The organism is Helicobacter pametensis ATCC 51478 (assembly GCF_000518225.1).
GTDB lineage: Bacteria > Campylobacterota > Campylobacteria > Campylobacterales > Helicobacteraceae > Helicobacter_G > Helicobacter_G pametensis.
The window spans coordinates 45,741-65,028 of the sequence record NZ_JADE01000009.1 but is presented as its reverse complement, the minus strand read 5'-3'; the positions used below and the strand labels follow the sequence as shown (position 1 = coordinate 65,028).

Annotated in this window: 18 protein-coding genes and 5 tRNA genes; 17 read left to right on the top strand and 6 right to left on the bottom strand. The window is 41.0% G+C overall.

What is annotated here, in order from left to right:
• Positions 1–15: 15 nt before the first annotated feature.
• Positions 16–768: a HugZ family heme oxygenase gene (locus T391_RS0103005; protein WP_027327097.1), complete on the bottom strand. Its 753-nt coding sequence runs from the start codon at positions 766–768 to the stop codon at positions 16–18.
• Positions 769–891: 123 nt separating this feature from the next.
• Between T391_RS0103005 and T391_RS0103000 the strand changes: the two genes are divergently transcribed.
• Together T391_RS0103000 and T391_RS0102995 are read left to right on the top strand one after the other, a co-directional pair.
• On the top strand, positions 892–3,048 hold the full coding sequence (locus T391_RS0103000) for a TonB-dependent receptor domain-containing protein (protein WP_051420560.1): 2,157 nt from the start codon (positions 892–894) through the stop codon (positions 3,046–3,048).
• 7 nt (positions 3,049–3,055) lie between these two features.
• Positions 3,056–3,634 carry a DedA family protein gene (locus tag T391_RS0102995; RefSeq protein ID WP_051420559.1) on the top strand — a complete coding sequence of 193 codons (579 nt, stop codon included), beginning with the start codon at positions 3,056–3,058 and terminating at the stop codon, positions 3,632–3,634.
• On the opposite strand, the gene T391_RS07765 is transcribed toward T391_RS0102995, so the two are convergent.
• On the bottom strand, positions 3,631–4,584 hold the full coding sequence (locus T391_RS07765; protein WP_084340106.1) for an asparaginase: 954 nt from the start codon (positions 4,582–4,584) through the stop codon (positions 3,631–3,633). The genes T391_RS0102995 and T391_RS07765 overlap by 4 nt on opposite strands.
• A complete protein-coding gene (gene tupA / locus T391_RS0102985) occupies positions 4,556–5,377 on the bottom strand; it encodes a tungstate ABC transporter substrate-binding protein TupA (RefSeq protein WP_420806128.1) in 822 nt (273 codons plus the stop codon). Before tupA ends, T391_RS07765 begins: the two co-directional genes overlap by 29 nt.
• A gap of 65 nt (positions 5,378–5,442) precedes the next feature.
• On the opposite strand from tupA, the gene T391_RS0102980 reads away from it, so the two are divergent.
• Together T391_RS0102980 and T391_RS08380 are read left to right on the top strand one after the other, a co-directional pair.
• Positions 5,443–6,138 carry an ABC transporter permease gene (locus T391_RS0102980; RefSeq protein WP_027327093.1) on the top strand — a complete coding sequence of 232 codons (696 nt, stop codon included), beginning with the start codon at positions 5,443–5,445 and terminating at the stop codon, positions 6,136–6,138.
• A complete protein-coding gene (locus T391_RS08380) occupies positions 6,138–7,121 on the top strand; it encodes an ATP-binding cassette domain-containing protein (protein WP_051420557.1) in 984 nt (327 codons plus the stop codon). The genes T391_RS0102980 and T391_RS08380 overlap by 1 nt, the downstream gene beginning before the upstream one ends.
• 17 nt (positions 7,122–7,138) lie before the next feature.
• Here the strand turns inward: T391_RS08380 and flgG are convergent, their stop codons facing one another.
• Genes flgG through T391_RS0102960 form a run of 3 tightly spaced genes read right to left on the bottom strand, consistent with a single transcriptional unit; the run spans position 7,139 to position 10,035 of the window.
• Positions 7,139–7,927, bottom strand: a complete 789-nt coding sequence (flgG, locus tag T391_RS0102970) for a flagellar basal-body rod protein FlgG (protein WP_027327092.1) — start codon at positions 7,925–7,927, stop codon at positions 7,139–7,141.
• A gap of 10 nt (positions 7,928–7,937) precedes the next feature.
• Entirely contained in the window at positions 7,938–8,765 is an 828-nt protein-coding gene (locus T391_RS0102965; protein WP_027327091.1) for a flagellar hook-basal body protein, read from the bottom strand.
• A gap of 49 nt (positions 8,766–8,814) precedes the next feature.
• Positions 8,815–10,035 carry a potassium/proton antiporter gene (locus T391_RS0102960; protein ID WP_233709533.1) on the bottom strand — a complete coding sequence of 407 codons (1,221 nt, stop codon included), beginning with the start codon at positions 10,033–10,035 and terminating at the stop codon, positions 8,815–8,817.
• Positions 10,036–10,175: 140 nt separating this feature from the next.
• Between T391_RS0102960 and T391_RS0102955 the strand changes: the two genes are divergently transcribed.
• From T391_RS0102955 to T391_RS0102890, 13 genes are all read left to right on the top strand, one after another.
• Positions 10,176–10,251, top strand: a tRNA-Lys gene (locus T391_RS0102955).
• Between the two features lie 20 nt (positions 10,252–10,271).
• Positions 10,272–10,346: transfer RNA gene (locus T391_RS0102950), tRNA-Glu, on the top strand.
• A gap of 28 nt (positions 10,347–10,374) precedes the next feature.
• Positions 10,375–10,450, top strand: a tRNA-Val gene (locus T391_RS0102945).
• A 16-nt stretch (positions 10,451–10,466) separates the two neighbouring features.
• A tRNA-Asp gene (locus tag T391_RS0102940) sits at positions 10,467–10,543 on the top strand.
• A 35-nt stretch (positions 10,544–10,578) separates the two neighbouring features.
• A tRNA-Glu gene (locus T391_RS0102935) sits at positions 10,579–10,654 on the top strand.
• Positions 10,655–10,829: 175 nt separating this feature from the next.
• A complete protein-coding gene (locus T391_RS0102925; RefSeq protein WP_027327089.1) occupies positions 10,830–11,471 on the top strand; it encodes a response regulator transcription factor in 642 nt (213 codons plus the stop codon).
• On the top strand, positions 11,464–12,750 hold the full coding sequence (locus tag T391_RS0102920) for a sensor histidine kinase (protein WP_027327088.1): 1,287 nt from the start codon (positions 11,464–11,466) through the stop codon (positions 12,748–12,750). Before T391_RS0102925 ends, T391_RS0102920 begins: the two co-directional genes overlap by 8 nt.
• 44 nt (positions 12,751–12,794) lie before the next feature.
• Positions 12,795–13,502, top strand: coding sequence for a UMP kinase (gene pyrH / locus T391_RS0102915; RefSeq protein WP_027327087.1), 708 nt, complete (start codon positions 12,795–12,797; stop codon positions 13,500–13,502).
• 32 nt (positions 13,503–13,534) lie between these two features.
• Positions 13,535–13,759: a DNA-directed RNA polymerase subunit omega gene (locus T391_RS0102910; RefSeq protein WP_027327086.1), complete on the top strand. Its 225-nt coding sequence runs from the start codon at positions 13,535–13,537 to the stop codon at positions 13,757–13,759.
• Position 13,760: 1 nt separating this feature from the next.
• The gene (locus T391_RS0102905; RefSeq protein ID WP_027327085.1) at positions 13,761–15,884 is read left to right on the top strand and encodes a RelA/SpoT family protein; all 2,124 of its coding nucleotides are present in this window, start codon (positions 13,761–13,763) and stop codon (positions 15,882–15,884) included.
• Positions 15,885–15,896: 12 nt separating this feature from the next.
• The gene (tyrS, locus tag T391_RS0102900) at positions 15,897–17,117 is read left to right on the top strand and encodes a tyrosine--tRNA ligase (RefSeq protein ID WP_027327084.1); all 1,221 of its coding nucleotides are present in this window, start codon (positions 15,897–15,899) and stop codon (positions 17,115–17,117) included.
• A complete protein-coding gene (locus T391_RS0102895; protein ID WP_027327083.1) occupies positions 17,107–18,189 on the top strand; it encodes a nitronate monooxygenase in 1,083 nt (360 codons plus the stop codon). The genes tyrS and T391_RS0102895 overlap by 11 nt, the downstream gene beginning before the upstream one ends.
• Positions 18,190–19,284: an N-acetylmuramoyl-L-alanine amidase family protein gene (locus tag T391_RS0102890; protein ID WP_084340102.1), complete on the top strand. Its 1,095-nt coding sequence runs from the start codon at positions 18,190–18,192 to the stop codon at positions 19,282–19,284.
• Positions 19,285–19,288 lie beyond the last annotated feature (4 nt).

Here is a 19,288-nt window from a genome sequence, read left to right as displayed (position 1 = left end):
GAAGAGAGTATAGCTTTATTTGTGAGGGAGCTTGTGGGGATTGCCACTTCCTTCTGCTGCAAATTTGAGATTACCTTTCTCGTCGATATCATAAGCTGCTCCAAAGCCCTTGACAAATCTCCCTTTTTGAAAAATCAGTTCCACCAAATGAAAATCATCCCATTTTCTGATGCTTTTAAGTCCTCCAGCATTGGCATTATTTTGTTCAAAATGATCAAAGATCTCATCAAACTCGGCATCTTTTTCTCTAAAAACTGCTTTTGTCTTGTAGCGCAAACGCTTACGCAAAATCACTGATTTCGCACTTGCTTCATCTTCTAAGAATAAAATTTCTATAGAGTTTGGATTGGCTTTGATTGAGGCGTAATGTTCAGCCACTTCACTGATATAGATGAAGAATCGATCCTTGTATGTCAAAAGTGGGGCATAAGAGGCGATGGCTTGATGATTTTCATCGATACTAGCAATCATCACAGAGCCAAATTTTGCTCTAAATTCCAGCATTTCTTGTTTGATCTTGTCATATTCCATTGTTTTTGGAACAGACATACAAAGCTCGATGATTGCATTTTTGAGTTCAGATTCTTCAACCTGAGTTGCAAAATCTGCTCGGATCATTTTGCCATCACAAGAGATATCCAATCCCTTGTTATCTACTCCTACCAAAGCAATCTCGTGGCATTCTTTGAGATTGCCAAACTTCTTGGCCAAAGCGACTAAGTCTTCTTTGTGGTGATCGTTCATATGTGAAATGATTTTTTGAATCATTGTTTCTCCTTTTTGTGATAAGTAAGTTTTGATGGATTATATCATTATTATGATAATTATTATCATTTTTAGATAGAATCCGACTACTACTAAATTCTACTTATGAAAATTTATGGAGAAAAAATGAAAAAGTATCTAGCATTTTTTGCTTTGGGGGTTTGTGCGTCTGTTGCCAAGGAGGTTGAGCTTGATGAGGTGAGGGTGAATTCCACACACTATAGACTTGATGATCTAAATCGCAATGTTTATTTTATCGATTCTCAATCCATTGCCCAAAAGGGATTTTCATCTATGGAACAAGTTTTTGCCTCTCTTCCTTTTGTGGGGATGAGCAATTTTGGTTTGGGACAAAATATCGATTTGAGAGGGCAGGGAAGGAGTGCAAATGTCAATACACAGATTTTGTTTAATGGAATCGGATTGAATGTTTTGGACTCATCACATGGAGTGACTCCTATCCAAAGTATTGGAATTGGAGAGGTTGAGAGCATTGAGATATTGCCTGGTGGGGGTGCGGTGATGTATGGAAATGGGACTAGGGGAGGAGTAGTCAATATCACAAGTAAGAAACGCTATGAAGTGTTGAGTGCAAATATGGGAGGGGGCTATAGCTATTCTAATGGCTCAGGAGCGAAGGTGGATGCCAAGATTGGGGGTAAAGTGGGAGATGGATTGTATTTGAGTTTTGGGGGGAATTATGTGTTTTCTCAAGGATATCGCCAAAAAGATCTATCTCACTTGGGTGGGGTGAATGGAAATGTCACTTGGGATATCAATAATCAGCATTCGCTAAGTTTGGATTTGGGATATTTCTTGGGTGAAGATCAGACCTCACCTATGATTAGATTTGGCGAGGATTCTCATCCTAGCAAAAGTGATCGCACAAGGGCTGGAAGGGGAGAGATCATCACTTTGCAAGAGAGAATAAGCACTGCTTTGAATTATGATTATCAAATCAATTCTGATCATAAAATCACTTTCAAAACCTATTTTCAACGCTATCAATCCAAATACAAAACAAATCTTCAAGTGATGGATTATCCAATAGAGATGATGAATTTGTTGCTCAAAGACACACAGGTCGATCAAAAAGGAAGCTTGTTTTTGGATTCCAAAATTGGATTTCAAGCCAGATATGATTGGAAGCATACAAATGGCTTGCTAGTGATAGGCTTTGATAGCCTTTATCAGCAGGGGGAGAGGGAATTAAAACTTGATATTGATTGGAAGGGGAATCTGAATTTTCCCTTTCCACCTATGAATGTCACAAGTTATGAGCATCTGATCAATACCTATGTCAATGCCAAAAAATGGAGCAATTCTTTGTATGTCCTTGAGAGATATGACTTTAGCTCATCTTTCTCTCTCACTGCTGGGGGGAGATATGAGTTTGCATGGTATGGGGGATATCGCACCTATGATAATGATATGAAGATTGGAGCGACTCCTGTTTCTCCGCGTCCAATTCCTCCAATCCAATACTCTCTCTACAAAGATATTTCAAACACAACTCATAATTTTGCACTTGAGCTCACACCAAGATATGTTTTTGAGATTGGGGATGTGTATGGGAAATATGAGAGAGGATTTCGCTCGCCCAATCCTGATAATCTCACTGCAAGAAATGGCTCTGGAAGTAGTAATAACTATGTAGATACCCACATCAAGTCTGAGACTTATGATACTTTTGAGTTAGGAAGCAAGCTCTTTGTGGGAGAGCATGCGATGTTTTTGCTCACTGGATTCTATACTCTTACCCATGATGAGATCTATACCTTAGGAAGTGCTCATACTATCGGGGGATTTAAGGTTGGGAACTACAAGCTTACTCAAAGAGCTGGTGTGGAATTGGCAAGTGAGCAAAATTTCTTGGATGGAATCATTGGGCTAAGTGAGAGTTTCTCATATGTGGATGCAAGGATTTTAAATGCTGGATCAAGTGGGGTCAAAAATGGATCTCTGATCCCCTATGTGAGCAACTACAAGGCAACTTTGGGCGTAAATTATCGATTTTATAAGGGATGGAATCTATGGGTGATGAGCTCATTTGTGGGTAGCCAAAGAGATACAGCACAAAACTATATCCCCGCCTACAATCTCACAGATATTGGGATGGATTTCACTCACAAAAATTTTTCACTTAGCTTTGGTGTGAGAAATGTCGCAGACACTTTCTATTATAGTTATTACAACAAAGACTCAAGCGATCCTGTGACAGGATATGCCTTTTTGATTGGTGAGGGTCGTAGCTACTTCATTGAAGGTCGATATAAATTCTAGGAGATCAATGATGGAAAAGATGATGGCAAATATTGAAATTTATGGATATATCTTGCTCTTTTTTGCTTCTTTCGGTGGGACGCTTTTGGGAATCGTCTCTGCTGGAGTTTTGTCATCTTTGGAAAAGCTTGATTTGGTTTTAAGTATTGTGATCGCCTCAAGTGGAAATATGTGTGGAAATTTGATTTTGGTGTATCTTGCAAAGTATCAAAAAAGATTTTTTAGATCCAAAAAATACACGCGCAAAATCGCCCTTGTGTCCCTCTGGCTCAAAAAATATGGAATCATCCTAATCTTTGCAAACAAATACATCTATGGATTCAAAAGCATCGTTCCTCTTGCTGTGGGGATGAGCGGATATAGTGTGAGGAAATTTGTGTTTTGGAATCTATGGGCTTCATTGATCTGGGCTAGTCTGATGGGAGTGGGTGGATTTTTTGCTTCTCATTTTGTGATTGAGTTTTTTGGAGAATGGAAGCAGTATTCCTATATTCCTCCACTGCTCTTTGGTATCGCGCTCATTGCGCTATTTTGGATCCTCAGATCCAAGAGCGCATCTAATAGAGACTTTGCCAATCCTATTTAAAAATGTGCAAAAACTGCTTTGATGTCTTCTTGTGCCTGTTTGTGTTGTAGGCATAAGGCAAGCAAGATTCTGGCTTTGGGCAGGCTTAGTGCATAGGCTGGGATAAACTCACTTTCACAAACAAATCCTTGATTTCCACGCGAGCAAGCGACGATTTGAATCCCTTGAGCTTGCAATTCTCTGAGCTGGATTCTGATTTTTGTAGGGATATTGCCCGCACCACATCCTGCGACAATGAGTCCACGGACTTCGTGAGAGAATTTGGGTAGATCTGAAATCCCCGCATAAATATAGAGAATCTCTACTTTTGGTAGGGAGATTAGATCATCGGTTACAAAGGGAAGAGTGTGTTTGTATGGAGGATAAAAAAACCTCACAGATCCATCAAGGACATACCCCATATCTCCTCCATTGCGCGATGCGAATGCATCAAGATTGTAAGTATGGGCTTTGTAGATAGTTTTTGGATCATAGATCTTGTCATTCATGAGCACCATCACCCCTTTGGCTTTTGAATTTGATGCTAGAGAGATTGCATTGCAAAGATTTTTGATTCCATCACTTCCGATCGCATCACTAGGACGCATCGCACCGACTAAGATAACAGGCTTGCTCTCTTGATAAAGAAGCTCTAGCACAAAGGCACTTTCTTCCATCGTATCTGTGCCATGCGTGATGACAAATCCATCATAGAGTGTGATGTTTTGATGTAGAAGTGTGAGAAGTTTGTGCCAAATTTTTGCATCCATCTCGATGCTATCAATTTGTGCGACTTCATAAACTTCAAGAGATGCAGGTATGGGTGGGAGGGAGGAGAGGAGAGTCTCTCCGCTGATAGATCCTGCTTTGTAGTTTGCACCCTGTAAATGATCCTCGCCACTTCCAGCGATTGTCCCCCCAGTTGTGAGGATTAGAATCTTTTTATTTTGCATGGTTTTGATTCTGTGCATTTGGGGTGAAAAGCTCTTGGCCATCGAGTTTGAAATCTTTGATCGCTTGCTGCCCCTGTGTCCCTGTGATCCATTCGATAAAGCGTGTTGCACCTTGATAATCTACATTTTTGCATCGTTTGGGATTGACAGCGATCACTGAGTAGAAATTCTTAAGTGCATCATCCCCTTGTGAGAGCAAAACAAGTCCTTGTTTGCCTTTGAGGTTTGCAGTATATTTGATAAATGTTCCGCGATCTGTCAGTGTGATGGCTTTTTGCTCACTTGCGATCTGGATTGTGGCAAGCATGCCCTGTCCGCTTTCTTTATACCATGTGTCTTGCTTGCTAGGAGTTTTGCCCCCAAGTGATTTCCAAATGCTTAGCTCTTTGTTGTGTGTCCCACTTTTGTCCCCCCTAGAGATGAATGGAATCTTGTTTTTTTGGATTGTTTGAAAGACTTCTTTGAGTGTTTTATCTTGGAAAGTTTTAAGATATGAGGGATCTCCGATGATGACAAAGTCGTTATACATCACAGCCTTTCTATCGACACCAAAGCCTTGTTTGACATAGTTTTCCTCAACCTTTGGAGAATGCACAAGCAAAACGCTAACATCGCAATTCTCTCCAAGCTTTAGTGCATTGCCTGTGCCTACACTGACCCATTGAAGCTGGATGCCTGTGTCTTGCTGAAATTTTGGTGCAAGATCATCAAGCAATCCCGTATTGTCTGTGCTTGTTGTGGTAGCCATTTTGAGGGGTTGAGCCATAAGGATAGAGGAAAAGATTCCAAGAGCTAGTAGGGTTTTTTTCAACATTATTTTTCTCCTTGATTGATAAAATGAAATGATTATTTTACTTTAGAGTATGGGGAGATGACTTGGATTTTATTTTGGGAGGATTTTGGGAAGCGCTTGCTTTGCTGAGGAGTGGAGATGCAGAGACTTATAATGCGATTTACAATACGATTTTGACCTCCTCTGTTTCTATTATGATTGCAACTTGTATCGCTCTTCCATTAGGTTTTCTTCTTGGTTATTTTGATTTTTGGGGGAAGAGGGTGATTAGTCTTGTGTGCAATACCTTGCTGGCATTTCCAACTGTTGTGGTGGGATTGATTGTTTATGCTTTTATTAGTTCAAAGGGACCATTGGGGGATTATGGATTGCTTTTTAGCAACACAGGCGTAATCATCGGGCAGACCTTACTGGCTTTGCCAATCATTGTCGCACTATCATCTTCTGTAGTTGAGCATATGGATAAGCGCCTTGTGCTGACCTTGCGCTCTTTTGCTCTATCTCAAAAACAAATGATTACAACCACTCTTTGGGAATTGCGTCATGCGCTTTTGAGTGTGGTGATCACGGCTTATGCAAGGATTGTGAGTGAGATTGGGATTGCGATGATGATTGGGGGGAATATCAAATGGCATACGCGCACGATTACCACAGCTATCTCACTTGAGACCAATAAAGGAGAATTTGCATTGGCGATCGCGCTTGGGATTGTGCTTGTAGGAATCGCTCTTTTGATCAATCTAGCACTTTCTTTTCTTCAAACACAGAGGGATAAATGATGCTCTATAAGCTCAAAAATATCACCCACTCATACCAAGATAAGGTTGTTTTAGATTTTTCTTCTCTTGTGCTGAATGCTGGAGAAATGGTGGGAATCAGTGGAAAAAATGGAAGTGGGAAAAGCACACTTTTAAGATTGCTTGCTTTTTTGGAATCCCCCAATACTGGAGAGATTATCTATGGTGGAGAGGGGGTTGAGGAGATTGCGATTTTACTTCCTGAGGTTTGCTTGCTTTCAAGGAGTGTGAGGGCAAATCTAGAGTATATGTTCAAGATTCGCAAAAGAAAAGTATCGGAATCTCAAATCAATGAGGCTTTGTATCTTGTCGGGCTTGAGCCAAGTATATTTCTCAAGAGGGCATTTTGGGAGCTAAGCAGTGGAGAGAAGCAGCGAGTGGGGCTTGCGCAGCGATTGCTTTTGCGTCCTAGAGTATTGCTTCTTGATGAGCCGACTAATAGTCTTGATTCTGAAGGATTGCAAGCATTTTCCAATGCAATTTGGTGGGCCAATAGGGAGCTTGGGGCATTGATTGTGACAATTAGTCATGACAAAAAATGGCTAGATGCAAATTCTCAGAGGCGTCTTAAGCTTCATTTTGGTTCTTTGATTGCCCAAAATCATACAAATTTATTGTCTCATAATTGGAGTGAGGCACAAAATGGGGATAAGTTTTATGATTTTGGAGAGGGAGAGGTGCTTGTGTTGCCAAACTCTGCCCATCTTGATCGGCGTGAGGGGATCATCATCGCTCAAGAGCATATTTGGCTACATCCCAATGATGGTTTGAGCTTTCAGGCTCAAATCATTGGAATCCGTCTTGAGCCAAAGGATGGTAGAGGAGTGATTTTGGAGATCCGCCTAGGGAGAGAGATCCTCAAAAAGATTATCTCCATTGATGAGGTGTCTCATTATCGGGTATTTGAAAAGATTGAGATTGGCTTTGATGTGGAGGGGATTTTAAGGATGCATCAAGGGGGGTGATCTTGCCCCTTGGTTATTTAGCGTTTGAGCTGATTGACTGTTTGGAGCATTGCATCGGCTGTTTGGATGCTTTTGGAGTTGGCTTCATAGGCTCTTTGTCCTGTGATTAGATCAGTCATTTCTTCTACGAGTTTGACATTGCTAAGCTCGATAAAGCCTTGCTTGAGCTGTCCAAGCCCACCTTGTCCTGCCACTCCAGCGATAGGATCACCTGAGGCATTGGTGTTGAGATAGAGATTATCTCCTAGGGAGTGAAGTCCTGCGGGATTGACAAAATTGACAATCTCAATCTGTCCTAAGATCTCTACATCAGTTTGATTCCCTTGCACAGCACTCACTGTCCCATCTCCTCCGATGCTAAGCTGAGTCGTCCCCTCTGGCACTGTGATCTCTGGGATTAGGCGATATCCATTGCTATCAACTACTGCTCCTGTGCCATCGACTTTGAAGTTTCCGCTGCGTGTGTAGCCTACATTGCCATCAGGGAGCTGGATTTGAAAGAATCCTTTGCCAGCAATGGCGATATCTAGATTATTTCCTGTTTCTTTGAGACTTCCTTGAGAGAACATTTTGGACACCGCGATGGGTCGCACCCCAAGTCCTACCTCTATCCCTGTGGGAGAAATGGTGTTATCACTTGTGTTTGTTCCTGCATATTGCATGGTTTGATAGAGTAGATCGCTAAACTCCGCTCTTTGTTTTTTGTATCCCACGGTATTGACATTGGCGATATTGTTTGATGTGGTGTCAATCTGCATTTGTTGCCCTAACATTCCTGTAGTGGCTGTGTTTAGTGCTCGAATCATTCTTTGCTCCTTATGCCCTCACGGCTAGTTTTTGAATCGCTTCGCTATTGAGATCATCCATATGAGTTTTCATCACTTTTTGATACATATCTACAAGTCGATTGGTTTCGATAAGGCTGGTCATCTCAAGCACAGCATTGACATTACTTTTTTCGATAAATCCTTGAGCTAGGACATCATCATTGTTTTGATAGAGAGATCGATCTCTGCCTAGATCTTTCCCGACATATTCATAGAGACCGCTACCTGTTTTTCTGAGATATTTGGGATTGCTAAATGAGACGATCCCTACAGCCCCCGCTTCGATTATTTCACCCTCTGGAGTTCTCATCGTGATATTCCCACTTGGACTAAAGATGGGCTGCATGGATTCATTGAGAGTGATACCTCCCTCATGATCGATCCAATTTCTGCTTAGAACCTTAAACCCTTCTTTGGTGACAAGATTTCCTTCAGAATCGATATTGAAACTCCCATCGCGTGTGTATCGCACTCCATCTGGAGTTTGAATAGCAAAAAAAGCATTTTCGCTTTTGAGGGCAAAATCTAGCTCATTTCCTGTCTGCATCAGTGTCCCAATGCTTCTATCTGTGTATTGCTCTGTGATAAGAGGGACTTTGTCCATCGCTCGATTCCAAAAATTTGCCGCCTCTCTTGTGTGATCTTCTATAGGGAGTTCATCATGTGTGCCTTTGAGAATCCTTGCAAAATCACCAATGGCTACATCATCCCTTTTGTATGCATTGGTATTGAGATTGGCAAGATTGTTGGCAATGACATCAAGGCGATTGAATTGGGTTACCATTCCACCCGTGGCACTGTAATATCCGCTTTGCATTCCTTTGCTCCAAGTTGAATTTTAGGAGCATAAAGCAAGAAGCATTCCACTAATCATTGATAATTTTCAATTTGTTGGCAAAATAGGGCAGAGTACTTCCTTGAATAAAGACAGAAATAAACACCATAAAAAACACAATATTAAAGATTTGATGAGAGTTTTCTAGACCCTCAAGATAGGGATAGGTGGCAAGAACAATCGGGACGGCTCCCCTAAGACCCACCCAAGAGATAAAGCTTTTTTCTCTAAAATCAAATTTACTCTTATACAGAGAAAGAAAAACACCAATTGGACGAGCAACAAAAATCAAAAGACAAGTTAGGATCAATGCAGGGAGCGCAGTTTGAATCAATTCTGATGGAAACACAAGAAGTCCCAAAGTGAGAAACACTGTGATTTGCATCACCCATGCTAGAGAGTCATGAAAATCTAAAATATTTCTTTTGAAAGGAAAATGACTTTTGTTGATGAGGATTCCTGCAATATAGATACACAAAAAACCATTTCCTCCAATGTGTGTTGTGATCCCATAGATCAAAAGAAGCCAAGAAACGCTTAAAAGTGCATATAGGTTGGCATATTTGATTCTTGCTAGAGCACAAATCTTTGGAAACAAAAAGCCAGCAATTATTCCCAAAATTCCTCCAAGAGAGAATTGGAGAATAAAATGTCCAATCAGTCCAAATAATGAGAATTCTGACCAATCATCTGTGGTGATGAGATTGAGGATTGTTAGAGTGAGAAAGATTGCCATGGGGTCATTGCTTCCAGATTCGAGTTCCAAAACATGATCAATATTATTTTTTAGTGCAAGTTTTTTTGCTCTCAAAATCGAGAAAACGGCAGCAGCATCTGTGGAGGAAATAATCGCTCCTAAAAGAAGAGATTCTAAAAATGTAAAATCTAGAAGAAAGTATGCAAAGATCCCCATCATAAAAGCTGTCAGCAAAACGCCTAGGGTTGCAAGGATCGATCCCTCACGCAATATAGGCTTAACATCCTCATAATTTGTCGATAATCCACCATCATACAAAATAAATAAAAGAGCGATTGTTCCCACCATTTGAGCAATCTGAGGGTTATCAAATTCGATTCCCAAAATCCCCTCACTTCCCATAAGCATCCCCAAAATAAGGAAAATTAGCAGTAGGGGGATACCAAATTTGCTTGAGAGCTTGCTTGAAAAAATACTGATAAACAAGATAGTGCCAATGCCCACTAGATAGCTTTCTAAAGTCATGCTAAGCCTTTGAGATTTGAGTTGTCGCATTGTATCTTGACCTTGCACTTAAGAGAGGGGCAATTATGGCTTAATTTGTAACGATTGGATTAAAAATTGTTCAAAGTTCTTGACTTTTGATTTTTTTGTGATTATAATCTCGCTTCCTGTTTCGGTATTTGACTGTGTATGACCCGTTAGCTCAGCTGGTAGAGCAACTCCCTTTTAAGGAGTGGGCCGTTGGTTCGAATCCAACACGGGTCACCAGTTTGATGGTTAAATACAGTGGCCCCTTCATCTAGTGGTTAGGATACCACCCTTTCACGGTGGCTACAGGGGTTCGAGTCCCCTAGGGGTCACCACTTTGACTTTCAATTTTTTATCAAAGTTGGTCGCTTAGCTCAGTTGGTAGAGCGCTACCCTTACAAGGTAGATGTCACAAGTTCGAGTCTTGTAGCGACCACCACTTTGGTTCTTGTCTTGGAGCGGTAGTTCAGCTGGTTAGAATACCTGCCTGTCACGCAGGGGGTCGCGGGTTCGAGCCCCGTCCGCTCCGCCACTTCTTTGATTTCCCCTTTATGCTATTTTGTTAGAGACCCCTTCATCTAGTGGCCAAGGATACTACCCTTTCTAGGTAGGAGCAGAAGTTCAAATCTTCTAGGGGTCGCCATTTTGATTTCATATTTAATTCATTTTTCTCTTTTAGAATTTTTTCTTAAGTTCATCTTGGATGCTTTAAGTTTGAGTGTATTTTTTGTTTGTTGAGAAAGATGGAGGATTGATCAAGGAGCTAGAGGTCAATGATGAAATTTATGAGGGGTTAGAATAGATTTTGGGAGGGATGGATGATTTTACTTTTGGAAGATGATGCTTTTTTGGCTGAGCTTATGGAAGAATTTTTGATCTCTAAAGGATTTGAAGTGGAATGTGTAGAAAATGCTGATGATGCTTTAGAGCGAGCAATGAGTGCAAGATATGAATTATTGATTTTAGATGTCAAGGTGCCACTAGGGGATGGGTTTTCGCTTTTGAGAGATCTACGAGAGCATAAGATCCTTACACCAGCGATTTTTACAACCTCACTCAATACAATTGCTGATCTGAAAACAGGCTATGAGAGTGGATGTGAAGACTATCTCAAAAAACCCTTTGAGCTTGAAGAGTTATTTTTGCGAATCCAAAAGATTCTTAAGCAAAACACTCAAAAAGTGGAGCATTTTGAAGGGGGAATGTATTTTGATCTCAATCAGCGCTTGCTCTATCAAAATGGTTCGCTAATGCCTGTGACAAACAAAGAAAATGAACTTTTGGCGATTTTGATTGAAAATAAGGGCAAATATCTCACGCTTGAAGATATTTCTTATCGTTTGTGGGGGTATGAAGAGCCAAGTTTTGCATCCTTGCGTGTCTATATCAAAAATCTCAGAATCCACATCGGCAAAGATAGGATCAAAACCAAACGAGGGCTTGGATATTGCTATGAATGAAAGCAAAAAAACCACTTTTCAGATTCTTGCTCTCTATATCATCAGCACAACGATTTTTTTGGGAATTATTTTTGGCACATGGTATTTTGGAGAGATCAATGCGCTCAAAATCCGATCATTTCGTGAGGCAGATAAACTCTCCAAGCAAATTATTCAAGTTGTTGCCAAAAGGGGAAAATATGCCCGCTATATCAATACTTTGGAGGGACAACGCGCTGTTTTGCAAGCAATTTCTTTGGATTCTGAGCATCGAATCATGGCTTTTGATAAAGAAGGCAAGCTCATCTATAGCAGTATGAAGATTGATCCTCGCAAGATTCCTCAAGAGAGGGGTATTTTTATTGTTGATGATCATATTGTGCTCAACTCTTATGGCCGTCCAGATTTTCTCACTCATCCTGAGGAGGCAAACTCCAAGCATCGACATAAGCGCCCAGATGAAGCATTTAGAATCGTGATTGATGGGGGAGATATCCGAGACTTATTGTGGGATTTGCGCTTGAAAGTGTGGGGATTGTTTGGGTGTATGTCATTGATGATGGCAATCGTTGGAGTGTTTTTGGTCCGTCTCTCCTTGCGCCCTATGAATCAAAAGATCGAAGAGCTTGATTGTTTTATCAAGGACACAACTCATGAGATCAATACCCCTTTGAGCATTCTACAAATGAGTGTTGAGCGTATAAAACTAGATCAAATCCCTCAAGAAGAAGCCAAAAAATTGAGACATATCCAGATTGCCTCGCGAACAATCGAAAACATTTATCACAGTCTTGTTTATACATCATTTGGAAGACTTGAGAAGAGGATTGAGGAGCTTGATATGCAAGAGGTCGTGCAGGAGCGATTAGAATTTCTCTCATGTCTATTTGAGCAAAAGCAAATTTCTATTATCACAAATCTCTCAAGTGCTTGGATTATGGCAGATCGCAAAGCACTTGTGCTAGTGATTGATAATCTATTGAGCAATGCATACAAATATACACCTAAGGGAGGAGAGGTACAAATCATTTTGGGTGAAGAAGAGGATGGGATGTTTTGCATGATCAAGGATAATGGCTATGGAATCAAGGATTCGGATTTGGAGAAAATCTTTGATCGTTATAGGCGTTTTGATCGAAGTGGGGGAGGATTTGGGCTTGGACTCAATATTGTCCAAAAAATTTGCAAAGAATGCGGAATCAGGCTTGAGGTGAAAAGTTGGCACAAAAAAGGGAGTGAGTTTAGTTTGCACTGGCAAAAGGAGCAAAACACTGCCTCAAAGAGCCAAAAATTGCTTTAAAATTATCTATTTTGTTTCTGAATTTGGATTGAAAGGAATGTGATATGGGAAAGAGAGTATTGGTGAAGTTTTCTGGAGAAGCATTGGCTGGAGAGGGGGGATTTGGAATTGATAGCAATATTGTGAGTTTTATTGCCAAAGAAATTGAGCTTTTGATCAAAAATGGTGTGGAAGTGGGGATTGTGATTGGGGGAGGCAATATTATTCGTGGAGTGAGCGCAAGTGAGGGGGGGATCATCAAGCGCACAAGTGGAGATTATATGGGGATGCTTGCCACTGTGATCAATGCGATTGCGATGCAAGAGGCACTTGAGCATATTGGTATCACAACAAGAGTGCAAAGTGCTGTAGAGATTAAGGAGGTTTGTGAGACTTATATCTATAGACGGGCGATTCGTCATCTTCAAAAAAGACGCGTGGTGATTTTTAGTGCAGGGACTGGGAATCCTTACTTTACGACAGATACAGCAGCGATTTTGAGGGCTGTTGAGATTGAGGCAGATATGATCATTAAGGCGACTAAGGTTGATGGTGTATATGACAAAGATCCCAAGAAATATGCTGATGCTGTGATGCTCAATGAGCTAAGTTATGATGATGCGCTCAAAGATCATATCAAGGTGATGGATGATACGGCAATTGCATTGGCCAAAGATAATAAACTGCCCATTGTCGTGTGCAATATGTTTAAAGCAGGGAATCTCCTCAAGATTATCAATGGTGAAAATGGGCATTGCTCCATTGTGAAATAAACTTTGTTAAAATTCAAATAAAAAGGAAAAAAATGAGAACAGAAGAAATCGCAGCAAAAGCTTTGGAAAAGGTGGGAAATGATCGTTATGTTTTATCTAATCTTGTCTTTGCTAGGACAAAAGAGCTGAGTAATGGTGCTAAGCCTCTTGTCGATGGAGTGGATCTCAAAACACACAAGCTTGCTGATATTGCGATGATGGAAATCGCTCAGGATAAGATTGTTTTCACAGGCATTGATTCTGGTTTGAGAAGATAAGTTGGATCTTTTTGATTTTGTTTCCTCTTGCAAAGATATTTCTTCATCTTTGCAAAAACTTCATTCTCTTGTTTATGTTACACCACGCATTAAAAAGGCTTTAGAATTTTCAATAGGTGCTCACAAGGAGCAATACCGTAAGAGTGGAGAGCCTTATGCGGTGCACCCTATTTGTGTTTCATGTATCGTGGCTTATTATGGGGGAGATGAGGCGATGATATGTTCAGCACTTTTGCATGATGTGGTTGAAGATACACATTTCTCACTTGAAGAGGTGAGGATAGAATTTGGTGATGAGGTTGCTGAAATTGTTGATGCGCTGACTAAGATTGTCGAGCTTCGTGAAGAGAATATCCCTCATGGAATCCAAAATGTCAAGATTTTGGCACAGGCTTCTTCATTTCGTAAGGTTTTGCTGGCTTCGATCAAGGATGTGCGGGCGATCTTTGTCAAGATTTGTGATCGCTTGCACAATATGCTGACCCTTGATGCCCTCAGTGAGCAAAAACAACGCAAAATTTCTGAAGAGACTCTTGTAGTTTATGCACCCATCGCTTATCGCCTTGGAATCTCCTCGATCAAAAACACTCTAGAAGATCAGAGTTTTTATTATCTCTTTCGTGAGGAATATGAGAAGATTTCTGAGTTTTTGGGTGCTAATCGTTTGGTGCTAGAGGGAAAGCTTGAGGAATTTGTCCAAAAAGTCAATCAGCTCCTATTGCAAGAAGGATTTGATCCTGAAAGCTTTGAGATTCAAAGTCGTTTAAAGCGTCCTTATTCAATCTATCTCAAAATGCAGCGCAAAGGTGTGGGGATCGAGGAGATTTTGGATCTCTTGGCAGTGAGGGTGATCCTTAAAAATCCGATTGATTGTTATCGTGTGCTTGGAATCATGCATCTTCACTTCAAGCCAATTACATCGCGATTCAAAGACTATATTGCTATCCCCAAGGAAAATGGCTATCAGACTATCCATACGACAGTTTTTGATGAGCGATCGATTTTTGAGGTGCAGATTCGAACCTTTGAGATGCAAAAGAGCGCTGAGTTTGGTCTTGCTGCACATTGGAAATACAAAATGGGCAATCAAACCTCTCTTGATTGGTTGAGCAATATCGAATACAAAGATCAAGATATTGATGAATTTTTTGAGCTAGTCAAAAGTGACTTGTATCGTGAGGATATTGCTGTGTTTTCTCCTCGAGGTGATGTGTTTTCACTTCCTGCTGGATCTGTTGTGCTTGATTATGCTTATGCGGTGCATACAGAGCTTGGAGAAAGCGCGGTTGGTGCTTATGTCAATCACCAAAAGGCAAATCTCTTGGAGCGTCTTAAAAATGGAGATATCGTGAGAATCATCACAGGGAAGGCAAGTGGGATGCGATGCTCTTGGATCAATCTTGTCAAAACTTCAAAAGCCAAGAATAAGATTCGAATCAATTGCCAAAACAAATTGAGGGAAGTCAATTTGTTGATTGTGATGCAAATTTTTAAGACTTTTTTTGGCAAAACTTATGCACAGATCGAGGATGCCCTCAAGGAAAGCGAGATCAATCCCATTGCGATCGTAGGAGATCAGGAGCTCAAAGATACAAGCAAAAAGCTTGTAGAGTATTTTTACAAAAGTGGATCTTTGCTCTCGCGTTTGCGCTATTTGAATTGGGGACTGCAAGAGTTTGAGTTTGAGAATCTCAAGATCTTGAGCCATAAGCCTGTGGATGGGGTCTTGTATGATTATTGTTGTTATCCAAAGCAGGGGGATGAGGTGATGGGGATCTTGGAAAATCAAAAGGTGCTCATTCATCACAAATTGTGTGAAAAAGTCAAGATTCAAGATCATACTAAGATGGTTTTTGTTGATTGGGTGGGCAAGGTGGGTGCCAAATATAAAATCATTGTGATCTTGGAAGATACCAAGGGAGCTCTAGCTCGATTTTTGCTTGATTTGGCAAAATATGGCTGCAATCTAACAGGGATTTTTTATAAGGGATATCAAGATCAGTTTTTGACGCATTTTGAGGTGGATATCGAGGTAGATTCCAAAAGTATCAAAGATCTCAAAAACGCAATTTCTGGCAAGTATAAAATTGTAGAATTCCAAAATTTAAAAGATGCATATCAATAAGTTGGAGAGAAGATGTCTGTCAAAGAGGCTCTAAGAGAGATCTGTCGGGGAAGCAATGAAGTTATTGCACTAGATTATATAGAGGGGTTGGTTGAGCGATTTTATAAAACGGGTGAGCGCTTTGTCATCAAGGCAGGATTTGATCCCACTGCACCTGATTTGCACTTGGGACACACAGTTTTGCTCCAAAAGCTCGCAACTTTTCAAAAATATGGTGGGTTTATTAAGTTTTTGATCGGAGATTTTACTGCGCGCATCGGAGATCCTACAGGAAAGAGTGAGACACGAAAGCCTTTGACTCAAGAAGAAGTAGAGCGCAATGCCCAGACTTATTGTGATCAAGTGTTTAAAATCTTGGATCCAGAGCTGATGGAGGTTTGTTTCAACTCTGCTTGGCTCAATACTCTTGGAAGTGCTGGGATGATAGAGCTAACATCAAAGTTTTCTGTAGCAAGGATGCTTGAGCGTGATGATTTTACAAAGCGCTATCAATCAGGGCAGCCCATCTCTTTGGTCGAGTTTATCTATCCACTTTTGCAAGGGTATGATTCTGTGGTGCTAGAGAGTGATGTTGAGCTAGGGGGAAATGATCAGAAATTTAATCTTCTTATGGGAAGGACGCTACAGAGGGCTTATGAGGTAGGTAAGGAGCAGTCTGTGATGCTTATGCCTTTGCTTGAAGGGCTTGATGGGGTGCAAAAGATGAGCAAGAGTTTGGGGAATTATGTCGGAATCACGGAGAATCCACGCGAGATGTATGCTAAATTGCTGAGCATCTCTGATGAGCTGATGTGGAAATATTATGAGTTTTTGAGTACAAAAAGTTTGGATGAGATTAAAGAAGCCAAAAAAGGTGTTGCAGAAGGTCTATTGCATCCCAAGCGAGCTAAGGAATTACTTGCTTTGGAGATCGTGGAGCGCTATCATGGAGAGGATGAGGCAAGAAGAGCCAAAGAAAATTTTGACTTAGTCTTTGCTCAAAATGAGATTCCAAGTGATATTGTTGAGATGACTTTTGAAGAAGGGGCGTGGGTTTGTGCTATTCTCAAAGAGAGCGGGTTGTGTCAATCGACCTCACAAGCTCGAAGAGATATTCAATCAGGGGCTTTTAGAATCGATCAGAAAAAAATGACTAACGAAGATCTAAAACTTCAAAAGGGAGAGTACATTTTCCAAATTGGAAAACGCAGATTTATTAAAATCATCATTAAGGATACAAAGAATGCAACTTAAGCCATTAAAGATTGGAAAACATACGATTAAATATCCCATTTTTCAAGGGGGTATGGGGGTTGGGATCAGCTGGGATAATTTAGCCGGAAATGTTTCCAAAGAGGGCGGTTTGGGGATTATTAGCTGTGTGGGGACGGGATATTATAAACAAATGCAATTTGTTGAAAAACTGGTTGCTTCCAAACCTTTTGAGACGATCAATTTTTATTCCAAAATTGCTCTCAATGAGATCTTTAAAAATGCAAGAAAGATTTGTGGAGATCGCCCATTGGGTGCGAATATCCTCTATGCGATCAATGATTATGGTCGTGTTGTGAGAGATGCGTGTGAGGCTGGGGCTAATCTCATCGTGACTGGAGCTGGTCTTCCATTATCGATGCCAGAATTTACAAAAAACTTCCCAGATGTAGCCCTTGTCCCCATCATTTCATCTGCCAAGGCTTTGAGAATCCTGTGTAAAAGATGGGAGGCTAAGCATAAGAGGATCCCTGATGCTGTTGTTGTGGAAGGGCCATTGAGTGGGGGGCATCAGGGCTTTTCTTATGAGGATTGTTTCAAAGAAGAAAATAAGCTTGAAAATGTCGTCCCTCGTGTCGCAGAAGAGGCTAAAAAGTGGGGAAATATTCCATTGATTGCTGCTGGAGGAGTTTGGGATCGTAGTGATATTGATAGATTTCTTTCTTTGGGAGCAAGCGGTGTGCAGATGGCGACAAGATTTTTGGGGACTTTTGAGTGTGATGCCAAAGCTTATAATGAAATTATGCTCAAAGTCAAAAAAGAAGATATCGAGCTTGTCAAATCGCCAGTGGGATATCCTGCAAGAGCGATTAAGACGGGAGTGTTGCAGCGCATCAAGGAGGGGAATGCTCCAAAGATTCGCTGTGTGAGCAATTGTGTGAGTCCTTGCAATCGTGGGGTCGAGGCCAAAGCTGTGGGATATTGCATCGCAGATTCTTTGGGTGCTGGATACAATGGAGATTTGCAAAATGGATTGTTTTTCACTGGCGCAAATGGCTATCGCATCAATAAGATTATTTCTGTCAAAGATTTGTTTAGTGAGTTAGTCAAATAAGTGCGTTATTTAGCGGTTCTGTTTCTGGCTTTTTTCTGTGGATTGTATGCCAAAACCCAGCCGCTTAGGATTCTTCATATCGTTCCATTTGGAGAACAAAATCTCAAAATCACCTTCAATAGAGATGTCTCACCTAGTGATGCCAAGCAAAGCAAACTCTCAAATTCTCGCAGTATATTAGATATCAATGCGATTTTGACACTTGAGAGAAAAAACTACATATTCTCAGATAATACGCGCGTGCAAATCGGTCAGCAAAATAAGAGAGTTGTGCGAATCGTGATGCAGGCTCCAAAGATTCTCAATTATGATTTGAGGTTTTCTGGCACTTCTCTCTACATCGGATTTAACCCCAAAAAGACGATCAAAAAATCAAGCAAATCTCCCACAAGAGTAGTGCAGCAAACCCCAAGTAAAAAGAAGCGAGTGATGATTGATGCAGGTCATGGTGGGAAGGATTGTGGTGCTATTGGCGTGCTCAAGGTGTGCGAAAAAGTGATCACGCTAAGTGTTGCTAAACTTCTTGAGGCAGAGCTTAAGAGGCGCGGATATCTTGTCTTGATGACAAGGACTGCAGATCGTTATCTTGGATTGAGAGAGAGAACCAATCTGGCCAACGATAAGCATGCTGATCTCTTTGTCTCTATCCATGCCAATTCTGTGCCTAAACAATCGATGAAAACTGCCAATGGTGTCGAGACTTATTTTCTCTCAACGGCAAGAAGCGAGCGCGCAAGACGCGTAGCAGAGAAAGAGAATAAGGATAATATCGAGGTGATGAATTATTTCTCAAAGCAGACTTTTCTCAACTCAATCAATACGCATCGCTTGATCGCATCCAATAAGCTTGCAATCGATATCCAAGGGGGGATTTTAAATGCTTTGCGTCCCAATTATTCTGGGATTATGGATGGGGGCGTGCGTGAGGGGCCATTTTGGGTTTTGGCAGGTGCATTGATGCCCTCTGTGTTGATTGAGATTGGTTATCTCTCGCATCCTCAAGAGGGAAGAAGAATCAATCACAAGGACTATCAGCGATTGCTTGCCAAAGGGATTGCTGATGGGATTGTTGCGTATTTCAAAAAGAATCCATAGGGGG